Here is a 19,951-nt window from a genome sequence, read left to right on the forward strand (position 1 = left end):
AAAAGCTAAAGAAGAAGAGAAAGCAAAAGAAATAGCAAAAGCTAAAGAAGAAGAAAAAGCGAAAGAAATAGCAAAAGCTAAAGAAGAAGAGAAAGCAAGAGAAATAGCAAAAGCTAAAGAAGAAGAAAAAGCAAGAGAAATAGCAAAAGCTAAAGAAGAAGAAAAAGCAAGAGAAATAGCAAAAGCTAAAGAAGAAGAAAAAGCAAGAGAAATAGCAAAGGCTAAAGAAGAAGAGAGAGCGAAAGAAGTATCTAAAAACAACATACAGTCTGCTAAACGTGAATTAACGGTAGTAGCGACAGCGTATACTGCTGATCCAAGTGAAAATGGTACATATGGTGGACGCGTATTAACTGCGATGGGGCATGATTTAACGGCAAATCCGAATATAAGAATTATTGCAGTTGACCCGAAAGTAATCCCATTAGGATCTAAAGTATGGGTAGAAGGCTATGGAGAAGCGATCGCTGGTGATACTGGAAGTGCAATTAAAGGTAATCGTATTGATGTTTTAATGGGTTCAAAAAGTAAAGCTATGAATTGGGGAAGACAAACTGTTAAAGTGAAAATTTTATAATAACAATAATTATCCAAATAGAAGTCAGTTCTCTTTATTGAGGCTGGCTTTTATTTTGTTAGTAGAAGGATAATAGGATTTTTAAAGGGCTTATTACTAAATCTGTAATTAAGTTACCAGCTTCATTACCAAAAACAACGGTAAAGCTTATAAATATGAAAAATGAAGATATACCTACAGATGAAGATAGTTACTGGGAAGCTTTTGACTTGTTCGGTTCTGAATATGTATGTAGATTATTAGGGGTACCGTTATATGATAATCTTCCAAAGGATTTGGCGTGTCCAACTTGTGCGAAAGAGATGAAATATGTTGCTACAATTACTCAAGATATTGAGGAACGTGGACTTATTTCAGTAGTTGATTTCCAGTTTGGGGAAATGAATATATACTATTATTTATGTATAGATTGTTTAATTATAAAAACTGAAATACAAAGTACATAACAAGACTAACATATTATATTAGTCTTGTTTTTGTATCGCAACATCATTAAGAATCGCATCAAATATATCTTTTTGCGTAAAGTTATCTGTAAAAATAGTTTCTCTGGCAACCTCAATTGTATCGTGCGGATTATACCATTTTTGTAGGGAATCCTCACCAAATTCATGTCGTTTGTCTCTTGTGTTATGTCGTCTAATAGTTTCCTCTAATGATAAATCAAAGTAATATGCAAATGCATTTTCATCAAAATAACGAATTAATTCTTTTAACATCTCACCATACCTATGACTGTTCAATATACCTTCTAAAATAACAAATTCACATTTTCCTTTTCCGTACTTCGTAATTTCAAATAGTAAATCATGTGATAAATTACCCATTGTGTCGTGTACTCTAAGCATATCTCTACGTACAACATCCTGTGATACTAAAAGTGTTCCTTGTCCGAAATGTTCTTGTAGTTGTTTTGCAATCGTTGTTTTACCACTTGCGGAGTTTCCTCTAAGAATGATTAAAGTGGATGTAAGTATAGGATTAGACATAATGTATTTCCCCCCAACAGCATTAATTATATAGAAAATTTTAACAAATAAAGTGAGGAAAGTGTATAATTAATATGATGGATATTTAAGGAGGGGGTAAGATGGGAGATATATTAAAAAATGCACAACCTATATGGAAACGGACTTGGTTTCGTTATCTAGGGGCATTTTTTATTGTTCAGTTACTGTTTACCCCGCATTAAAGGGCAGTAAGACCCCCACCTCAAAATTCAGCGAAAGCGAAGAAGTTAGGTGGGGGGATCAACTGCCCGTAAAAGCCCGATTGGTTCAACTAATAATCAGTGGGGGATGAACAAAACCCCCACTGATTAAAGTTTCACTTTATTTTGTGTGAAATCACTGCGTGGGCGCCAAACTTTAGGCCAGGCGGAGAGTTTTTTAATAGAATATTAAATTCTCAATTTTTCACTGAATGGTTCACACTCTATACAATCCCGCAATTTAACGTATTTACAGCATTTTTTGCGATTACATTACTACCATATGCATTAGTAGGTGCAATGAAAGATGTAACAGCAAGAAAAAATATAAAGAAATAATAGAGGTATAATATGCTTTTTCAAAAAGAAGGTTTATTGATTAGATACGTAATGGAAGATGATGCATCTATCATTTCTAAATGGTTAACGGACCCAGCAGTCCTGCGGTATTACGAAGGACGAGATAATCCGCAATCTGTAGAAAAGGTGCTTGATCATTTTATACATAGTCCAGACAGTAATGAAAAAAGATGTTTAATAGAATTTGATACCATTCCGATTGGTTACATACAAATGTACCCAGTGGATTCAGAGTGGAAAGCGTTATATGGCTATAAAGAATCACAAAATGTATGGGGTATGGACCAATTTATCGGTGAACCAGCCTATTGGGGAAAGGGAATTGGAACAAAACTCGTTCAGGCAGCAATTACATATATTATGGGTGAAATGGGAGCAGAAGCAATTGCAATGGATCCGAAAGTAAATAATGAACGAGCAATAAAGTGTTATGAAAAAAGTGGATTTAAAAAAGTAAAGATTTTAAAGGAACATGAGTTGCATGAGGGGAAATTAGAAGATTGTTGGATGATGGAATATAAACAATAATAATGGCTTATACAAATAAAGGGGGATGTGTGAAATGAAAAAAGCATTAATCGTAATTGATGTGCAAGCGGGTATGTATACAGCTGGAATGCCAGTACATAATGGGGGAAAGTTTTTACAAACATTGCAAGAGCTTATTAGGGAATGTCGTTCAAATGATATTCCAGTTATTTATATCCAACATAACGGTCCTAAAGACCATCCGTTAGAAAAAGGTACGGATGGATGGCGAATCCATGCGGCCATCGCTCCGCAAGAAGGAGATAATATAGTTGAAAAGACAACTCCAGATTCATTCCATAATACAAACTTAAGCGAAGTGTTACAAGAGAAAGGAATTGAACATGTTATTCTTTCGGGAATGCAAACAGAGTATTGTGTAGATACGACAACGCGCAGAGCATGTAGTGAAGGGTATAAAGTAACGTTAGTGAGTGATGCGCATAGTACATTTAATACAGAAGTGTTACGTGCTGAAGATATTGTGAAACATCATAACGCAGTATTGGGAGCGTTTGCGGATGTTGTTGCAGTAAAAGACTTAAAAGTGGCTGCCTCTAAATAAGAGGCAGTTTTTTATTAGAAAAAATAGCGTCAAATATTGTTAGTAAGTCGGTATTTTGAAATAATCACTTATATAATTTCACGTACCATAATGAAAAAATACAAAAAAGGAGCACCACATAATTAAAAAGGGCGCTCCTGCATTAAAACGTTACTTTTTCTTATCTTTATCCAATATATTTTGTTCTTCAGCAAACTCTGTACCATATGCAAAGCGGCGATTAATACGAATGTTATCATTGTTGTGCCTTGTATGAGAGTTAGAGAAGCGATGAACGATTACTTCAGATAAAGTGAAGACGATGGCAGAAAGGATACTGCCCCATGCAATTTGCATATAGTTGTCTAATAAAATATTACCGAAAATCCATACGCTTAAATATGTTAATAAGAAATCCGACATAATGGCACCAGTATTGCCAATTCGATTTAAAATAATTTTATCAACGAACATGTAGGATACGATTGTAACAAAGAGACTGAATGAAATAATTTGAACAAACGTTGCAGGGAAAAATAAAGCAAGCCCAATGCTAAATGCGATAATGCACGATATAAACTTGATAAGCACTACTGTGAAATCATTCAAAATTTACACCTCCGATTTATACATAGTTTTTCAATAAATTCTGGAGTTCATACATTGTAACGGATTTATTTACATAAAACTTTTTCATGTTCGGAATTTAGTCTAAATATTATAAAAACAATGAAAAAATGTTATAGTAAAATGAGAGTGTATGACATTTTTAGGTAAGGGGGAATCCAAGATGTGGATTACTTCAGAAGTAGAAATTCCAGATGAGTTAATTGATCACCTTGAGCAAGGAAAGTTAGTGTTATTTGTTGGAGCGGGAGTTTCTATGAAAGGGAAATCAAACTTACCGAATTTTGATGATTTAGTTGATGAAATTGCAAAAACGTTATATGTCGAAAAACGTGAAATAACAGAGCCACATGATTATTATCTTGGCAAAATTGCGAAAACAAAAGATGTACATCAAGTCGCAAGAGATCTCGTTCATATAGAGAAATCAAAACCGAATCCATTGCATTATGCAATTCCAAGGTTATTTCCTTTAGATACAGATATCCGCATTGTAACAACAAATTTTGATCAACATTTTACAACTGCAATTAAAGAAATAAATAGAGATATCAATGTTTATTACGCTTCAGCTTTACCGACTGGGAGAGCTTTTAAAGGTCTTGCTTACATACATGGTAATGTAGAACAGGAGAAAGAGGCTTTAATTTTAACAGATGGTGATTTTGGAAGGGCTTACTTAACGGAAGGGTGGGCGAGAAGGTTTTTAGTTGATCTATTCTCAAATTACACCGTTTTATTCGTTGGATATAGTCATAATGACCCAGTAATGAAATATTTAGCAACTGGTTTACCACCAAGTACAAGACGATTTGCTTTTGTCGCACAAGGAGAAAATACATACCACTGGGAACATTTGGGGATAAGACCAATTGTGTATCCGAATAAGGTGAATAATCATCAATCCCTTGTAAAAGCGGTAAAACGCTGGGCTGAATTAATGGGTGATAATTATATTACGAAAAGAATGCGTATTCGGGATATTGTAACGGTTCCCCCGTCAGTAGAACAGGAACAATTATCATACATAAAGCAATCGATTAAAAAAATTGAAACAGTACGTTACTTTGTGGAATTTGCTCATGATTATGAATGGGTCGAATGGTTAGAAGCAGAAGGTAAATTACAAAATTTGTTTATGCTTACGCCAAACTATAATGAAGTAGATGAATTACTTGCAGAATGGTTAGTGGAACAATTTCTTTTTAGTCATCAGAAAGAATTATTTCAATTAATTTATAAAAACTATTCTAAAATATCACCGTTATTATGGAGAACAATTTGTAACTACTTAAACGAAACGAAGAGTAAGATGGACCCGTTGTTGTTTGCAAGGTGGACACTCCTTTTATTAGAAACAGCTGAAAAAGATAGTAGCTCTATAGAAAAGATTTCTAAGTTACTGCAAAAATGTTCTTTTCCTGAGCATAAAGAAATTGCCTTATTGTTACTAACTTTTATTTTAGACGGAAAACTGAAGTTGAAACGTGTAAGAAAATGGGGAAATGATACGCAAGAATCAATAGAACTCGAGGAATCGAGTCGCTTACCAGTATCTACATTTTCTCATGTGGAGCAAATTTGGAACGAAAAGATGAGGCCATATATCGCTTATTATGCTGTTCCAATTATGATGATTGGATTAGAAAAATTGAGAATGTTGTCGTTAAGACAAACGGCACTGAAAAAAAGAAATAAGGAAAATGTAGAGAAAGAGTTTCATCAAAATGATCTTGCATTTTTAATACGAATTGTAAAAGAGTGTCTAACTTATTTATGCGAAAACAATGAGAAAAAAGCGGATTATTATATTACAGAAATGATAGAAGCAAATAGCGTACTTCAAAAGCGAATTGCAATTGATGCGATGAATAAAAATATTTTTGTTCGTGTAGATGACAAAATGAAATGGTTGTTACATGAAGGACTTCTTTTAGATTTCACTTATAAACACGAAGTTTTTCAACTTTTAAAAAGGCATTATGCACATTGTTTAGAAAAAACAAAAGAAGAAGTCACTCGAACTGTAATAAAGCATCTTACAGAAGAGCGGGTATTTGATGCATGTCTCGTATTAGACTTATTATTCAAGTGTGATTCGAATAGCCCATCTACGGCAAATGGGTATGAGTTAATGAAGCAAAAGCATCCTCATTTTCATTCTGAACGATACAGTGTACAAAAGAAAGAGGATACAGCAGAAAGCATTACTTGTAATGTAACTGCTGACGGATTATTGCAGCTGAAAGATGTTGAAATTATGAAGCAAGTTCAGCAATTTTCGCAAGATGGTGTTTTTGAACAACGCCATTTTTTAGAGATGTTATCAAAAGCATGTAAATTAAACACAGAGTGGAGTATTTCATTTGCATACCAATTAGTAGGAGTGCAAGAAATAAGTAATGAAGTATGGTTTGTTTGTATTAGAGAATGGCGAAATAATCGAGGATTGACGAATGAGCAAATCCAAAAAATTATTCCGCTATTGCAGAAATTTGTTAGAAATACTGCTTTTCATTGGTTAATTAGTAGTTTTCTATATGAAATTAGTAATCGACTAGAAGAATTAGAAGAGAATAGTATACGTGTTGTAAAACGATTTGCATTTTCAGTGTTTCCTCAAGTTATGAAGAGTGATACAGACTTTAAGCTTGGGAAACAAGATTTTTATAATGAATCAATTCAGCATCCAGTTGGAAAAATGACGGCTGTATTATTAAAGTTGTTATCATATGATCATTTATACGATCGTAATGTATATGAATATTTATTTTTATTTGAAGAACAAGTAAGAGTTAATTCGGAACGAACAAACTTTATGTTTGCTCGTTTAATAGCAGATATTACATTCCTATATCATATTGAAAAACAATGGTGCCGAAAATATTTGTTACCATACTTAGATTTAAAAAAACAAAATGAGATTACGGAATATGCATGGGCCGGCTTATGTTACACGCAAATAAATCTACCTTTATTTACAGAAATGAAGCGATTTATTAAGTATGCGATAGAACATTTGGAAGTATTACATCCGCATACGAGAGAAGCTTTCTTGAAGTGGCTTAGCTTTGTATTTATTAAATGTGTACTATATTGGGATCAAAAAACAGATTGGTTATACCCGTTACTCATACTAGAAAATGAAGAAAATAAAATTAAGTTTATGCAGTTTTTATGCTATTACGTCAAAACATTAAGTGTAAAAGAACAACAAAAATTTTGGACAGCTTGGCTCAGTGTATTTTTGCGAGAACGACCAAAAATGGGTGAGATAACTGCAAGAGAATATGTAATGCTTTTACGTATTATTTTATACATGGATGAAATATTAGAAAAAGGATTATGTATTATGTCTCGTGCATTTTCAAGTGTACATGGTAAATGTGCAGGTGAGGAAATGAAGCAGTTATTGATTGAAATGCTTCATAAAAAAGAAAGTATGAAAGCGCATAAAGAAATATTTGCAAATGTGTTTTTTATTTTACTACAAACATGTCACGAAGCCGTTTTATTTGAAAAAGAAATCATAAAAATAAAAGAATTATTAGTTCAGTATGAAGTAGAGGAATATGTTTTACATTTACTAGAAAATGAAATAATTCGCATAGGAATTGTAATGGGTGATTTACAAAAAGAATTATAGGACGAAAGTGGAATTTTAAAAAATATATAAAAAGTTGTTGACAGTGTTTTGAAAAGCGTTCTATAATACGAATCATACTTATTCAATTTCAAAAACATTTGAATAAACAAAGTGCAATGAAGAGATCACAGTAGTGGTTAGTCTTACTGTAACAGAGAGCTGGTGGTTGGTGTGAACCAGTACAGGGATAATCATGAATTACAGTCTTGGAGCATCTTTTTCGTAATAAAGATAGTTTGTCTTTATGAGGAAAAAGCGGTCAATTGATCGTTAACAGTGAAGAGAGGTAGACGGAAAGTTAGTCTACAACTAGGGTGGTACCGCGATAAATATCGTCCCTACTGATTTATTCAGTAGGGACTTTTTGTATTTTAGTGGTTCAACTTGAAAATTAAATAGTCATGCATTGAAAGGAAAAGCAGTAGTTGTTGTTTCCCTGTAACAGAGAGCTGGTGGTTGGTGCAAACCAGTACATAAACAAGAGCGAATTACAGTCCTGGAGCATCTTTTTCGTAGTAAAGATAGTATTGTCTTTATGAAGGGAAAGACGGTCAGATGATCGTTAACAATGAAGAGAGGTAGACGAAAGAAGTCTACAACTAGGGTGGTACCGCGATAAATATCGTCCCTACTGATTGGATCAGTAGGGCTTTTTTGTACAAAAAAGTGGGTTTTTAACTAGTAGTTCATGTCTTTGTAAGAATTATCAGTTTAAAATAAGAAGAGGTATCGATTCCACTATAAATTTGTATAATTAGTCAGTTCAGAAAATAGAGAATTTTTTATTCTCTTACTATACTTTTAAAACATTAGAGGAGGATTTCCAAATGGCAAATCATGAATTAGATCAATTACGTAAACAGGTAGATGAAATTAACTTACAACTATTACACCTTTTAAACAAACGTGGTGAAATTGTTCAAAAAATTGGAGAGCAAAAGCAAGTACAAGGTACGAAACGCTTTGATCCAGTACGTGAGCGTGAAGTACTTGATATGATTGCAGAGCATAACGAAGGACCATTCGAAACATCAACAGTTCAACATATTTTCAAAACGATTTTCAAAGCAAGCTTAGAGTTACAAGAAGATGATAACCGTAAAGCGTTACTAGTATCACGTAAAAAGAAACAAGAAAATACAATCGTTGATGTAAAAGGTGAATTGATTGGAAACGGAACACAAACGTTCATCATGGGACCTTGTGCAGTAGAAAGTTTAGAACAAGTTCGTCAAGTAGGGCAAGCGATGAAAGACCAAGGCTTAAAATTAATGCGCGGTGGTGCATTCAAACCGAGAACTTCTCCATATGATTTCCAAGGTTTGGGAGTAGAAGGACTTCAAATTTTACGTCAAGTAGCAGACGAGTTTGACTTAGCAATTATTAGTGAAATTTTAAATCCGAACGATGTTGAAATGGCATTAGACTACGTTGATGTAATTCAAGTTGGCGCACGTAACATGCAAAACTTCGATTTATTACGAGCTGTAGGTAAAGTTAACAAACCAGTATTATTAAAACGTGGATTAGCAGCAACAATTGATGAGTTCATTAACGCAGCGGAATACATCATTGCGCAAGGTAACGATCAAATTATTCTTTGTGAGCGCGGTATCCGCACATACGAAAGAGCAACACGTAACACATTAGACATTTCTGCAGTACCAATTTTAAAGAAAGAAACACATTTACCAGTTATCGTTGATGTAACACATTCAACTGGACGCAGAGATTTATTATTACCAACAGCGAAAGCGGCACTTGCAATTGGCGCAGATGCAGTAATGGCTGAAGTTCATCCAGATCCAGCAGTTGCATTATCAGATTCTGCACAACAAATGGACATTCCAGAATTCCATAGATTCATGGATGAGTTAAAAGGTTTCAAAAATAAATTATCTTAATTCCATATCATATATGCGTTGAAGAGGAAACAGTAGCGCTTATCTCACTGTTAAAGAGAGCTGATGGTCGGTGTGAATCAGTACAAAGGTAAGCATGAATTACAGCCTTGGAGCATCTTTCCCGACAACTTTTGGAGGGTAAGACGGTCAAACGATCGTTAAAGAAGAAGAGAGGTAGACGAAAGAAGTCTACAACTAGGGTGGTACCGCGATAAACATCGTCCCTACTGAGCGCTCAGTAGGGACTTTTTTGTACAAAAAAATAGTAAAGGGGCAAGAGAAATGAGATACATTACAGCTGGAGAATCACATGGACCGCAGTTAACAGTTATTTTAGAAGGTGTACCAGCAGGTTTGACACTTACGGCGGAACATATTAATAAAGAATTATTAAGAAGACAAAAAGGTCATGGACGCGGAAGACGTATGCAAATTGAAACAGATACAGTTGAAATTGTAAGTGGTGTTCGTCACGGGATGACACTTGGATCACCGATTACGTTAATTGTAAAAAATGATGATTTCAAACATTGGACGAAAGTAATGGGTGCAGAGCCAATTTCTGAAAAAGAAAGTAAGGACATGAAACGTACAATTACAAAACCACGTCCAGGACATGCGGATTTAAATGGAGCAATTAAATATGGTCATCGTGATATAAGAAACGTATTAGAGCGCTCATCTGCAAGAGAAACGACAGTTCGTGTAGCTGCTGGTGCAGTTGCAAAACAAATTTTAAGCGAATTAGGCGTGGAAATTGCAGGACATGTTCTTGAAATTGGTGGAGTAAAAGCAAAACATATTTCAAACTTACCGATTGAAGAAATCCAAACGATAACTGAAAACTCACCAGTTCGATGTTTAGATAAAGAAGTAGAGCAAGAAATGATGGATGCGATTGACAACGCAAAAAGTAGCGGAGATTCAATCGGTGGTATTGTGGAAGTCATTGCAGAAGGTATGCCGATTGGCGTCGGTAGTTACGTCCATTACGATCGTAAATTAGATGCAAAACTTGCTGGTGCAATTATGAGTATAAATGCATTTAAAGGTGCTGAAATCGGCGTAGGTTTTGAAGCGGCACGACAACCAGGAAGCAAAGTGCATGATGAAATTCTGTGGGATGAAGAAAAAGGATACACGAGAAGAACGAATAATGCCGGCGGTTTAGAAGGCGGTATGACAACAGGTATGCCAATTATCGTAAGAGGCGTGATGAAGCCAATTCCTACTTTATACAAACCGTTAGCAAGCGTTGATATTGATACGAAAGAAGCATTCCAAGCGAGTATTGAAAGATCTGATAGTTGCGCAGTACCAGCGGCGGGTGTAGTAGCTGAATCTGTTGTGGCATGGGAACTTGCAGATGCACTAGTCGAACAATTCGGAAAAGATCGTATGGAATTATTAAAACAAAACATTATGCAACACAATAACTACGCAAAAGAATTTTAATAAAAAGGTGGGTTTAACGTGCAAGTAAAAGATCAACTATCATCATTACAACCATATAAACCAGGTAAATCACCAGAACAAATGAAAGAAGTGTACGGAGATCATTCGTTTGTGAAATTAGCATCGAATGAAAATCCATTCGGCTGTTCGCCACGTGTTTTAGATGAGCTGCAAAAATCGTGGTTGGAACATGCTTTATATCCTGACGGAGGTGCTACAACGCTCCGTCAAACAATTGCAGATAAGTTGCATGTGCAAATGGAACAAGTACTTTGTGGTAGTGGTTTAGATGAAATCATTCAAATAATAAGCCGCGCCGTATTACGAGCGGGAGATAACATTGTAACAGCAGGTGCAACATTCCCACAGTATCGTCATCATGCCATTATAGAAGGTTGCGAAGTGAAGGAAATTGCGTTAAATAACGGTGTATACGACTTAGAAGAAATTTCTTCAGTAGTAGATAACGATACAAAAATTGTATGGATTTGTAACCCGAACAATCCAACAGGCACATATGTGAATGACCGAAAATTGACTCAATTCATTGAAGGTATTAGTGAAAATACGTTAATTGTCATTGATGAAGCGTACTATGAATACGTAACAGCAAAAGATTTCCCTGAGACATTACCGTTTTTAGAAAAACATAAAAACATTCTTGTACTTAGAACGTTTTCTAAAGCATACGGATTAGCTTCTTTCCGCGTTGGATATGCGATCGGACAGGAAGAGCTAATTGAGAAATTAAATGTCGTACGTTTACCATTTAACGTATCTTCATTAGCGCAAAAAGCAGCTACGATTGCTTTTGGTGATAACGAGTTTATTGAAGAAATAGTTCGTGTGAATACAGAGGGATTACAACAATACGAAAGCTTTTGTAAGGAAAATGAAATTCCATTTTATCCATCGCAAACAAATTTCATCTTCTTGCCAGTTGAGAATGCAGGAGAGATTTATGAAGCTTGTGCACATGCAGGGTTTATTATTCGTCCATTCCCAAATGGTGTCCGTATTACAGTTGGAACAAGGGAGCAAAATGAAGGGGTGATTTCAGTGTTACAACAACACTTTGAAAATAAAAAAAGAAAGTCTCGAGATGAGGAAAATGCGTAAAAAGGTAGTATTAATTGGAACTGGTTTAATCGGAGGCTCTCTCGCATTAGCAATTAAGAAAGAGCACGATGTAACGATAACAGGTTATGATATATTTCAAGAACAAGTAGAGCGTGCAAAAGAATTACATGTAGTAGATGAAATAGCAATTAATTTACAGCATGCATGTGAAGAGGCACATTTAATTATTTTTGCTTCTCCAGTTGAAGAAACGAAGAAGCTATTACACAAACTTGCGTCATTCCGTTTACGAGAAGATGTTATAGTGACTGATGTTGGTAGTACAAAAGGCACGATTATGAATGAAGCAGAAACTTTATTTTCAAAGGAAGTATCTTTCATTGGTGGACATCCAATGGCAGGTTCTCATAAAACGGGAGTTGAAAGTGCAAAAGCGCATTTATTTGAAAATGCATTTTACATTTTAACACCTATGCATCATGTGCCAAATGAACAAGTGGAAGAGTTAAAAGATTGGTTAAAAGGAACGGGATCACATTTCCTTGTTTTAAATACAGAAGAACATGACTATGTAACAGGGATCGTTAGTCATTTCCCGCACCTTATCGCAGCAGGTTTAGTGAAGCAAGTAGAGAAACATGCAGGAGATAATCCGCTCATTCATCAGCTAGCTGCTGGAGGGTTTAAAGACATTACACGTATCGCATCTAGTAGTCCGAAAATGTGGAGTGATATTGTAAAGCAAAATCGAGAGCATTTAATGGTATTATTAAAAGAGTGGATCTCTGAAATGGAAGATTTATATAAAACAGTTTCTACCGGAGATGCAGGCGAGATTCAAAACTATTTTGCAGATGCGAAAGAATACCGTGATTCTTTACCAGTAAGAAAGAGAGGGGCAATTCCTGCCTATCACGACTTATACGTCGATGTATTAGATAAGGTGGGGGCATTGGCTCATATTACGAGTATTTTAGCGCGCGAGGAAATTAGTATTACGAACTTGCAAATATTAGAAGCGCGTGAAGGACTGCTTGGGGTATTACGTATTAGCTTCCAAAGGGAAGAAGATCGTATGAAAGCAAAGCTAGCGCTTGGAGAAGAAGAATACCAAACTTATGAAACAATTTAAATGAGAAGGTGAAAAACGTGAAAGAAAGAACAATACAACCTGTTAATAACGGATTGAATGGCAATATTACAATCCCAGGTGATAAATCCATTTCACACCGTGCTGTTATGTTCGGTTCTATTGCAGAAGGGAAAACAACAATTAAAGGTTTCTTGCCCGGTGCAGACTGTTTAAGTACAATTTCATGTTTTAAAGAAATGGGAGTAGAAATTACGCAAAACGGTGATGAGGTTACTGTAGTTGGTAAAGGATTAGAAGGTTTACAAGAACCGAAAGCTGTATTAGATGTTGGTAATTCTGGTACAACAATCCGATTAATGTCAGGTATACTAGCTAACACACCATTTTTCTCTTGCGTACAAGGTGATGAATCTATCGCAAAAAGACCGATGAAGCGTGTAACAAACCCATTAAAACAAATGGGCGCAAACATAGACGGCCGAGAAGAAGGAACATTTACACCGTTAACAATACGTGGTGGAGATTTAAAAGCAATTGAATATATTTCTCCTGTTGCAAGTGCACAAGTAAAGTCAGCTATTTTACTTGCAGGTCTTCGTGCAGAAGGTGTAACAGCTGTTACAGAACCACATATTTCCCGCGACCATACGGAAAGAATGCTTGAAGCATTTGGTGTTAAAGTAACTCGCGAAGGGAAAACAGTGAAGCTGTCAGGTGGACAAAAATTAACAGCAACAGACATTCAAGTGCCAGGTGACGTATCATCAGCAGCATTTTTCTTAGTAGCAGGTGCAATCATCCCAAATAGTAAACTAGTATTACAAAATGTAGGGATGAATCCAACCCGTACCGGTATTATTGATGTTTTAGAAAAAATGGGTGCTACGTTCACTGTAGATCTAATTAACGAAGGGGCATCGGAACCAGCTGCAAATATTACAATCGAAACATCTTCATTAAAAGGAATTGAAATTGGCGGAGATATTATCCCTAGATTAATCGATGAGATTCCTGTAATCGCATTAGCGGCAACGCAAGCAGAAGGAATTACAGTAATTAAAGATGCACACGAATTAAAAGTAAAAGAAACAAACCGTATTGATACAGTCGTTGCTGAATTAACGAAACTAGGAGCTCGCATAGAAGCAACTGATGACGGTATGATCATTTACGGAAAATCAGCTCTAAAAGGCAATACAGTAAATAGTTATGGTGATCACCGTATCGGAATGATGCTTGCAATTGCTGGTTGCCTGGCAGAAGGAAAAACAATTATTGAAGATGCAGAAGCAGTAGGTGTATCATATCCTACATTCTTTGACGAACTTCAAAAATTAGCTAAATAAAAAGGATGGAAAGCAGATACGTGATGTATCTGCTTTTTTTGTTAAAACGTCCTTGTAGTTTCACTTACCGAACTATAATAGTAAGAATTATGATACAATTCAAACAGGGAATGGAGGAGAATTATATGAATGTCATACAATTAAAAGAAGATAAGTTCAGAGAAGCATTACGTTTATCAGAATACGCTTTTCAATATAAAGTAGATGAGGAACGATTACAGCAGCAACTTACAAAGATGAAGGAAAGTCATGAAGTATACGGTATTATGGAAGGTGAGGACTTAGCTGCAAAACTACACCTCATCCCGTTTCATATTTACATAGGTAAAGAAAAATTTAAAATGGGTGGCGTTGCAGGAGTAGCGACGTATCCAGAGTACAGAAGAAGTGGGTATGTAAAAGAGCTACTTCAACATTCACTTCAAACAATGAAAAAAGATGGCTTTACAGTCTCTATGTTACACCCATTTGCTGTTACATTTTACCGTAAATACGGCTGGGAACTTTGTGCGAATCTTCTCGTATGTCATTTGACAAAGAGTGATTTAGTTATGAAAAAACAAGTGAATGGTACTGTGAAACGTTTCAATAAAGAAAATCACCCAGAAGAGGTCGAGAAGCTTTATGAAACATTTGCAGAACATTTTTCTGGTATGCTAGTTCGCAATGAAAAATGGTGGTTACAAGCTGTTTATGAGGATTTAACATTAGCAATTTATTACGATGAAAATAAAAGTGCAGCCGGCTATATGTTATATAAAATAGAAAACTATAAAATGACAGTAGATGAATTTGTTCCACTGCATAATGAAGCACGAAATGGTCTATGGAATTTTATTTGCCAGCATGATTCTATGATTAAAGAGCTTGAAATGACAGTAAGTGAAAACGAACAGTTGTTATATACATTGCAAGAACCACGTGTGAAAACAGAAATAAAACCATATTTTATGGGAAGAATTGTAGATGTAGAGCAGTTCTTAAAACAGTATGAGTTAAACTGGAACAATGTACAACAAGAAGTCATTTTACATATTACAGATTCATTTGCACCGTGGAATAATGTATCGGTGAGACTTGCAAATTATGAAATAGCAATTATAGAAGAACCAATGGATAAAGGGATCAAGCTAGATATAAATGCACTATCTACAATACTGCTTGGATACAAACGCCCATTAGAACTAAATGAATTAGAATTAATTAGCGGAAGCGAAGAGGAAATACGGGCATTTGAGAATGTAGTACCAGTGCGCAAGCCGTTTATTTATGATTTCTTTTAATTTGCATATAAGATGGAGTTGTTTCGAACAAAATTTTGGGATAGCTCCATCTCATTGTATTAATTTTTGTCGGTAAGTTGATATATCCTGAAAATCGCTGATATAATTTTATTCACATACAAGAGAATAGAATCGCAACTATACGTTGTCACGCACTTGACTTTTATTCCCTGTAATTTATAATTAAAAACGGAATGAATTTTCATTCCTGAAAATAGAGGTGGAAAAAATGGCTAAAAACAAACAAGAGGATATTTTTGATGCTGCGATGCAACTTTTTGCAGAGCGTGGTTACGATGGTACGACAATTCCAATGATCGCTGAAAAAGCAAATGTCGGTGCGGGTACTATTTATCGCTATTTTGAAAATAAAGAGGCGCTTGTTAACTCATTATTTTCAAAAAGTATGTTACAGCTTTCTGAAATGATAAAAACGGATTTTCCTGTTGAAGCAAATATTCGTGAACAGTTTAGTCATACGTATAACCGTTTATTTGAATTTGCGAGAAACAATGTGGATGCTTTTTTATTTACAAATTCTCACTGTGATAGTTATTTTCTTGATGAGCAGAGTAAGAAAATATTTGACGATTTTATAGGCTTCTTTATGAATATTATTGAAGATGGAATCGCAAAAGGTTTGCTTCGTCCATTGCCTCCAGTTGCTTTAATTATTATTGTATATCAACCGTTAGAAAAATTAACGAAAGTAATTGCAACAGGGCAATTAGAATACTCGAAAGAGTTAGTAAAAGAATTGGAAGAAAGCTCTTGGAACGCTATTAGAATCATTTGATTCTATAGCTTTATAAGGACAGGAATGAATATTCATTCCTAAATAGAATTAAAAAATGAGAGTAGGAGAGGGTATTTGTGCAACTAAAGGAATGAATATTCATTCCGGAAAGACTAGTTTAATAGAGTTTACAAAATAATGTAATAGAATAATAGGAATGAATATTCATTCCGTAACTAACGTAAATTTTAATCGCGGGAGATGATGCAAATGAGCAAGCTGAAAAATTGGAGAAGTTTATCTTTTCTATTATGGATAGTTATTACCATTACAATGATCGTAACGATGCCTAATATGGATAAATTAGTGAAAGAAAAAGGGCACATTACGATTCCTAATACAGAACAAAGTAGTATTGCTGACAAAATGATAAAAGAAATGGATAAAGACGGGACAGAAAAGTATGACATTATAGTTGTTTTTAATAGTGACAGTAAAACAGCTTTAACGACTGAGCAAAAAGAGGAAATAATAAAAACAATCAACGCTTTGCAAAATGAAAAAGAACAATTAGGAATTAAAGAAGTTGTTTCACATTTAGATAATAAAGAATTAGAGAAACAATTAGTTTCTAAAGATAATACGACTATTTTAACGCAAATATCGATAGATAAAAAGCATGGTGAAATATCGAAAGTTACAAATAACCTTCATAATAAAGTGAAAACGAAAGGGGTAACAACGTACTTAACAGGAAGTGATTTAATAGCAGGAGATTTCCTTACATCTTCTCAAGAGGGAGTGAAAAAGACTGAAGTTATTTCAATCATTTTCATTCTTGTAATATTAATCATTGTATTCCGTTCACCTATTGTTCCAATTGTTTCTCTTCTTACTGTTGGGGTATCATATTTAGTTTCAATGGGGATTATTGCTCATTTAGTAGATCAATTTAATTTTCCATTTTCTAACTTTACACAAGTGTTTGTCGTTGTTGTCCTGTTTGGGGTTGGAACAGACTATAACATTTTATTATTTACGAGATTTAAAGAAGAATTAAGTAAACAAGAAAACGCATTTTTGGCTACGAAAGAAACATTTAAATCGGCAGGGAAAACCGTTTTATATAGCGGGATAGCAGTACTAATTGGTTTTGCATCTCTTGCTTTAGCGAGTTTTAAACTATATCAAGCTACTTCAGCGGTAGCAATTGGTGTCGCAGTTTTATTACTAGTATTAACTACGTTAAATCCGTTTTTTATGGTGCTTTTAGGAAAAGGGATGTTTTATCCCGTTAAAACATTTAAAGGTCATGAAGACAGTCGTCTATGGGGATTCTTTGCGAAAAACTCAGTAGTGAGACCATTTGTAGCTTTAATTATTGTATTCGTGATATCAATTCCTTTCATATTAAAGTATTCTAATACACTTAATTACAACGATTTATTTGAAGTAGACAATAAATATGAGTCGAAAATGGGGATTAACGTAATAGAAGAACATTTTCCACCTGGTTTTTCTTCACCAAGTACGTTAGTCATTCAATCGAATAACAAGTTAGATGAGGCGAGTTCGCTTCAAACTTTAGATGAACTAACTGATAAGATTTTGAAAGTAAAAGGTGTTTCAGAAGTATATTCACCGACACGTCCAACTGGTGATAGGATTAAAGAACTATATATAAATAAACAAGCGGGTGAACTAAATACAGGTTTAGGAGATGCCAATGGTGGTATAAAGGAAATTAATGATGGATTAACTACTGCGAAAGATAAGATGGGTAATAAGGACTCAAATAGTCTTGCGAACGTTCAAAAGTTAATTGATGGAACAAATGAAGCGAAAAGTGGTGTATCAGCATTAGGAACAGCTTTAAATCAACTATCCAATGGCATAAATGACGGAGCACAAGGTGCGCGGCAAATTGAGAGTGGGTTAACTTCAGTAAATGAAAATATAAGTGTATTATCTCAAGCAACTTCACAACTTCATGCTGGCTATACACAGTTAGAAAAAGGTTTAAGTTCTTACGATCAATACTTCGGAAGTATTTCTCAAGCGATTGACGGTGCGAAGAAAGGTTATGAACAAATTGAAATGTTAATGACCAATTTCATTCAAACGAAACCAGAATTAGCAAATGATCCTAACATTCTGCAGACGATAGGAATTGCTAAAGAGGCTCAAAAGCAATTAGGTGGGCTTTCAAATGAATTAAATAAATTGAAAGCGCAGCATAATTCGGCGATGGGATCATTTAAAGAAGCGAATCAATCGTTATTGAAAGTGGATAATGGCTTAAAAGAAATGAACAATGGAGTTACTAAGTTACAAAAAGGAGCAGCTGATCTTAAAAATGGATTAAATGAAGGTGCTTCAGGTTCAAAACAAATTGCGAACAAGTCATCTGAGTTACAAACCGGATTAACGAAAATAAACGATGGGCAAGGTCAGCTATTAACCGGACTGAAAGACTTGCAAGAACAGATGGGTCAATTACAATCCGGACTAACTAAAAGTACAGAAGGCCTTGAAAAGGTAAGTAATGGCCTAGGGGATGCTCAGAAATATTTAGGAGAACTGAACGAATCAAAAAGCTCTGAGAAATTCTATATTCCAAAAGAAGTTTTGGAGGGAGAAGATTTCCAAAAAGCTTTGAATACGTACATGTCACATGATAGAAAGACTGCTAAAATGACAATCATTTTAGACGTAAATCCGTATTCAAAAGAAGCGATGCCAATTATTCAAGAAATCAATAACACAATAGATGGTACTTTGAAGGGGTCGGAATTAAATCATGCGAAAACAGCAATCGGAGGAACGACAGCTAGAAACGTTGATTTAAAAGAAGTAACTGGGCAAGATTTCTTACGTACAGCTACAATTATGTTAATTGGAATCGCGATTGTATTAATTGTGATTACACGTTCATTATTAAACACCATCTTTATTATTGGATCGTTACTATTAGCTTACTTTGCATCATTAGGGATAAGTGAACAAATTAGTACGCATATTTTACATGTAGATTCATTAAGCTGGAATGTTCCATTCTTTAGTTTCATAATGATTGTCGCTTTAGGAGTGGATTATAGTATTTTTGTAATGATGAGATACAATGAGTTAGAAGGGGACCCAGCGACGAAAATTGTAACTGCTTCTCGTCATATCGGAGGAGTCGTATTATCAGCGGCACTTATTTTAGGTGGTACATTTGCTGCATTAATCCCTTCAGGTGTATTAACGCTTATACAAGTAGCATCCGTAGTTGGCGTTGCACTTCTTCTATTAGCTTTAATTGTGATGCCGATATTATTACCGGCGTTAATAGGGTTAACGAGTAAAATGAAGAGTTACAAAGAGAAAATAAGAAATAAGAAGAGACTGTAGGGAATGATTTCTCTACAGTTTTTTCGGTATATAATATTTCAGATGAAAATGAATCCGATGTATGACAGAATGAGCAGTGAAAGGTTATATGAGAAAGAGGTCGATGATATACATACAATAGCTAGGGGAATGGACAAAAACTATCCGATTTCATTGTAGAAAGGTAATC

Annotated in this window: 15 protein-coding genes, 2 pseudogenes and 3 other annotated features; of the genes and pseudogenes, 15 read left to right on the top strand and 2 right to left on the bottom strand. The window is 34.9% G+C overall.

From position 1 onward, the window contains the following. Both DN401_RS00005 and DN401_RS00010 read left to right on the top strand, forming a co-directional pair. Positions 1–577: 3D domain-containing protein (locus DN401_RS00005; protein WP_255481160.1), on the top strand; the 577-nt coding region annotated here is incomplete at its 5' end. Between the two features lie 110 nt (positions 578–687). Beyond that, a pseudogene (locus DN401_RS00010) lies at positions 688–1,023 on the top strand (hypothetical protein); the annotation flags it as partial. An 18-nt stretch (positions 1,024–1,041) separates the two neighbouring features. Here the strand turns inward: DN401_RS00010 and DN401_RS00015 are convergent. Beyond that, complete coding sequence (locus tag DN401_RS00015) at positions 1,042–1,566, bottom strand: kinase (protein ID WP_000070145.1); 525 nt, start codon at positions 1,564–1,566, stop codon at positions 1,042–1,044. Between the two features lie 101 nt (positions 1,567–1,667). On the opposite strand from DN401_RS00015, the gene DN401_RS30020 reads away from it, so the two are divergent. The 4 genes and pseudogenes from DN401_RS30020 to DN401_RS00030 all read left to right on the top strand — a co-directional run bounded on the left by DN401_RS30020 (position 1,668) and on the right by DN401_RS00030 (position 3,240). Then, positions 1,668–1,769 carry a YfzA family protein gene (locus tag DN401_RS30020; protein WP_000502345.1) on the top strand — a complete coding sequence of 34 codons (102 nt, stop codon included), beginning with the start codon at positions 1,668–1,670 and terminating at the stop codon, positions 1,767–1,769. Between the two features lie 138 nt (positions 1,770–1,907). Beyond that, positions 1,908–2,126 (top strand): annotated as a pseudogene (locus DN401_RS00020) (YfzA family protein); the annotation flags it as partial. Positions 2,127–2,138: 12 nt separating this feature from the next. Next, positions 2,139–2,675: a GNAT family N-acetyltransferase gene (locus DN401_RS00025; RefSeq protein WP_000898768.1), complete on the top strand. Its 537-nt coding sequence runs from the start codon at positions 2,139–2,141 to the stop codon at positions 2,673–2,675. 34 nt (positions 2,676–2,709) lie between these two features. Next, positions 2,710–3,240, top strand: coding sequence for a cysteine hydrolase family protein (locus DN401_RS00030; protein WP_000709539.1), 531 nt, complete (start codon positions 2,710–2,712; stop codon positions 3,238–3,240). A gap of 150 nt (positions 3,241–3,390) precedes the next feature. On the opposite strand, the gene DN401_RS00040 is transcribed toward DN401_RS00030, so the two are convergent. Next, a complete protein-coding gene (locus DN401_RS00040) occupies positions 3,391–3,828 on the bottom strand; it encodes a YndM family protein (protein WP_000997702.1) in 438 nt (145 codons plus the stop codon). A 181-nt stretch (positions 3,829–4,009) separates the two neighbouring features. On the opposite strand from DN401_RS00040, the gene DN401_RS00045 reads away from it, so the two are divergent. The 9 genes from DN401_RS00045 to DN401_RS00085 all read left to right on the top strand — a co-directional run bounded on the left by DN401_RS00045 (position 4,010) and on the right by DN401_RS00085 (position 19,782). Beyond that, complete coding sequence (locus DN401_RS00045) at positions 4,010–7,492, top strand: DUF4020 domain-containing protein (protein WP_149287425.1); 3,483 nt, start codon at positions 4,010–4,012, stop codon at positions 7,490–7,492. A 107-nt stretch (positions 7,493–7,599) separates the two neighbouring features. After that, positions 7,600–7,835, top strand: a binding site (T-box leader). Positions 7,836–7,889: 54 nt separating this feature from the next. After that, positions 7,890–8,125, top strand: a binding site (T-box leader). A gap of 194 nt (positions 8,126–8,319) precedes the next feature. Continuing rightward, complete coding sequence (locus tag DN401_RS00050; protein WP_001273575.1) at positions 8,320–9,396, top strand: bifunctional 3-deoxy-7-phosphoheptulonate synthase/chorismate mutase; 1,077 nt, start codon at positions 8,320–8,322, stop codon at positions 9,394–9,396. Positions 9,397–9,405: 9 nt separating this feature from the next. Next, positions 9,406–9,625, top strand: a binding site (T-box leader). A 53-nt stretch (positions 9,626–9,678) separates the two neighbouring features. After that, positions 9,679–10,851, top strand: a complete 1,173-nt coding sequence (gene aroC, locus DN401_RS00055; RefSeq protein ID WP_074555213.1) for a chorismate synthase — start codon at positions 9,679–9,681, stop codon at positions 10,849–10,851. An 18-nt stretch (positions 10,852–10,869) separates the two neighbouring features. Next, the gene (gene hisC, locus DN401_RS00060; RefSeq protein WP_137396740.1) at positions 10,870–11,970 is read left to right on the top strand and encodes a histidinol-phosphate transaminase; all 1,101 of its coding nucleotides are present in this window, start codon (positions 10,870–10,872) and stop codon (positions 11,968–11,970) included. Further along, positions 11,963–13,063 (top strand): prephenate dehydrogenase, encoded by a 1,101-nt coding sequence (gene tyrA / locus DN401_RS00065; protein WP_025687153.1) that lies wholly within the window; start codon positions 11,963–11,965, stop codon positions 13,061–13,063. Before hisC ends, tyrA begins: the two co-directional genes overlap by 8 nt. 17 nt (positions 13,064–13,080) lie before the next feature. Continuing rightward, positions 13,081–14,370 (top strand): 3-phosphoshikimate 1-carboxyvinyltransferase, encoded by a 1,290-nt coding sequence (gene aroA / locus DN401_RS00070; protein ID WP_000664630.1) that lies wholly within the window; start codon positions 13,081–13,083, stop codon positions 14,368–14,370. Positions 14,371–14,495: 125 nt separating this feature from the next. Then, positions 14,496–15,653, top strand: coding sequence for a GNAT family N-acetyltransferase (locus DN401_RS00075; protein WP_001100928.1), 1,158 nt, complete (start codon positions 14,496–14,498; stop codon positions 15,651–15,653). A gap of 229 nt (positions 15,654–15,882) precedes the next feature. Further along, on the top strand, positions 15,883–16,449 hold the full coding sequence (locus DN401_RS00080) for a TetR/AcrR family transcriptional regulator (protein WP_001107309.1): 567 nt from the start codon (positions 15,883–15,885) through the stop codon (positions 16,447–16,449). Between the two features lie 210 nt (positions 16,450–16,659). Next, on the top strand, positions 16,660–19,782 hold the full coding sequence (locus DN401_RS00085) for an MMPL family transporter (RefSeq protein ID WP_149287426.1): 3,123 nt from the start codon (positions 16,660–16,662) through the stop codon (positions 19,780–19,782). Positions 19,783–19,951 lie beyond the last annotated feature (169 nt).

The organism is Bacillus sp. BF2-3 (assembly GCF_008368795.1).
Lineage (GTDB): Bacteria > Bacillota > Bacilli > Bacillales > Bacillaceae_G > Bacillus_A > Bacillus_A cereus.